This window comes from Haloparvum sedimenti, from assembly GCF_001462205.1.
Taxonomy (GTDB): domain Archaea; phylum Halobacteriota; class Halobacteria; order Halobacteriales; family Haloferacaceae; genus Haloparvum; species Haloparvum sedimenti.
In genome coordinates, this window is record NZ_LKIR01000068.1 from 94,243 (window position 1) to 96,757 (window position 2,515).

Below are 2,515 nucleotides of genomic sequence, written 5' to 3' on the forward strand. Positions count from 1 at the left end.
TTCCGTTTCGTAGACCTGCTTCCCTTCGCTCTGGGCTTGGAAGTCTCCATTGTATTCGCGGACCCTGCTATCATACAGTTCGACAACTGTGTCCTCTAGATAATCGATGTAGGCCGCCTTTTCGGAACCGACAACAGTCAGATCCCGCTGCTTGCCGTGAACTGGAACCTGCCAGGATTCGTTTATCACGCTGGTCGCGTCACCGTATTCGAGAGTTATCGTCGCGGTTTCGTCTACATCATCCCGGATGACGCTGTCGAGGTTACAGTAGAGGGACTCGGGCTGGGAATCGAGCAAGTAATTGGAGATGTCGAGATCGTGGACCGCGAGCGAATAGAGGGCACCTGCAGTTTCGCGGGGAACGCGGAATGAGAATCGGTTGGTGTTGAGATACTTGATCTCACCGAGTTCACCACGGTCGATCCGTTTTTTCAGATCGCTTAGTGCGGGATGATACCGGAATATATGACCGACCCCAAGAGTTCCTCCGTGTTCCTCAGCCGTCTCAACCATGTCCCACGCGTCGTCGCTGTTCAGTGCTAACGGCTTCTCAACGAGACAGTCGACGCCATCTTCGAGTAGATCGGTCGAAATTTGATGATGGGTCGGTGACGGTGTCGCAATAGTCCCCGCACCGACGCCCATCGACGCGAGTTCCGAATAATCGGTCGTGTATTCGACACCATAAGACGATGCGAGGTCTTCAACGCGATCCTCGTCCACGTCACAGAGAACGACGCCGTCAAGGACGCCTTCGTCCGCCAGTTCAGCAGCGACTCGAGCGTGGTTTGAACCCCAGTATCCAGTACCGATGACACCGTACTTCATGCGTTGTAGTACCCCTCAATGAGGGCACACACTTTGTCGATCTCATCTTCGGAGATCCGCGGATGCATTGGTAGCGAGACGATTCGGTCCGTGATCCGCTCCGCTGTCTCCTTCGTCGTTTCTCCGCAGCGTTCGATGACTGCCGGATGCTCGTGTGCCGGTGTGGGATAGTGAATGCCGGTACCGACATCGTGATCATCGAGATACTCGCGAAGTCCGTCCCGATCAGGTACCTGAACGACGTAGAGATGGTAGACGTGCTTGTTCTCGTCAGCCTCAATCGGCCGGCTCACTGCGTCAATATCGTCAAGCCGATCCGCGTACAACGATGCTGCACGTCGGCGGCCTTCGTTCCATTCCTCGATGTGTTTCAGTTGTTCTCTCCCGACTGCAGCCAGCATTTCGCTCATTCTGTAATTGAGGCCGAGGTGCCGGTGTACCCCTTGATCATCGCGACCGTGGTTACGGAGGGCTCGTGCGTGCTCCGCTATGTCGTCGTCGTTGGTCACAAGCATGCCGCCGTCACCCGCGACGGTCATGTTCTTCGATGGATAGAAACTAAACGCGCTAACGTCTGCAATGCTGCCGGCTTCCCGTCCATTTTGTTCTGCAAAGTGCGACTGACAGGAGTCGGATACGACGCTGAGATCGTGTTCCTCGGCGAGTTCCATGACACGCTCCATATCGGCCAACTGACCGTACAGGTGGACAGGGACCACAGCCGCGGGATTTTCCGACGTAGCGATTGCGTCCGCTAACTCGGTTGTGTCAATTGTGTATGTCTCCGGGTCAACGTCAACGAAAATCGGGTTTGCTCCGAGGGAGAGGATCGGGCTTACCGACGCGAAATAGGTATGGGCCGGAACGAAGACATCATCCCCCTCTTCCACTCCAACTGTTCTGAGCCCGAGGAGAATTGCGGACGTGCCGCTGTTGACGCCGACCGCGTGTGCCGTACCACACTTTTCAGCGAATGCCTCCTCAAACTGCTCCACAACGGGTCCCTTGACGTATCTACCACTCCGAAGGACATCTTCCACAGCGTGGATTGTATTGTCATCCATATGGATGTCCGTGAATGGTACCGTATCTACCATAGGCGGTATTCGATGTTATGTATGTAATTAGATTACGATAAAGACGATACATTCTTGACCACCGTAGCACTCTCTGTGTATGGTTAGAATAAATCGGATACACACAGAAGTGAAAATATGATACAAAAACAAGCTAATAAGTTCAGACAAATCGAAGAAAAAAATGAACTATTTTCAATATATATTGAAGATATTCCAGCCTGGGAACGTATTCGCCATTCAGTTTGGAACCGTGTGAGGAATTCAGATAAGAATGATGTTGAAGATATTGGATTTCGGTCTGTTCTTGAGTACACAATTGACCTTGCCAAAGGGATAGGTACTACCAATCCATTTTTTTCAAATCAATCTGATTTTGTAGCATTCGGTACTCCTCGTCGTTCACTAGAGCCCGATGGAAAATGGTGGGATCTGTACTTTGATCCAGTTTATGAGTCTTGTAATATAAGTGTCGTCCATTTAGAGAACAGTAATCCAGCCAATAAATACACACCTAAGAAAACGAAGTCTGTTAAAAATTCTAACATTGTGAAGTATATTGGGGAACTAATTAAGTTGTTTAATATTAACAAACCAAAAATTTCTGATGC

Annotated in this window: 3 protein-coding genes; 1 reads left to right on the top strand and 2 read right to left on the bottom strand. The window is 50.6% G+C overall.

Translation table 11 applies throughout. The annotated features are described in order from the left end of the window. Positions 1–828: Gfo/Idh/MocA family protein (locus tag AN233_RS17625; RefSeq protein WP_218055049.1), on the bottom strand; the 828-nt coding region annotated here is incomplete at its 3' end. Further along, complete coding sequence (locus AN233_RS16290) at positions 825–1,925, bottom strand: DegT/DnrJ/EryC1/StrS family aminotransferase (RefSeq protein ID WP_080508349.1); 1,101 nt, start codon at positions 1,923–1,925, stop codon at positions 825–827. The genes AN233_RS16290 and AN233_RS17625, both read right to left, overlap by 4 nt. Positions 1,926–2,042: 117 nt before the next feature. On the opposite strand from AN233_RS16290, the gene AN233_RS16745 reads away from it, so the two are divergent. Beyond that, on the top strand, positions 2,043–2,515 hold a 473-nt coding region (locus AN233_RS16745), incomplete at its 3' end, for a hypothetical protein (RefSeq protein WP_141654125.1).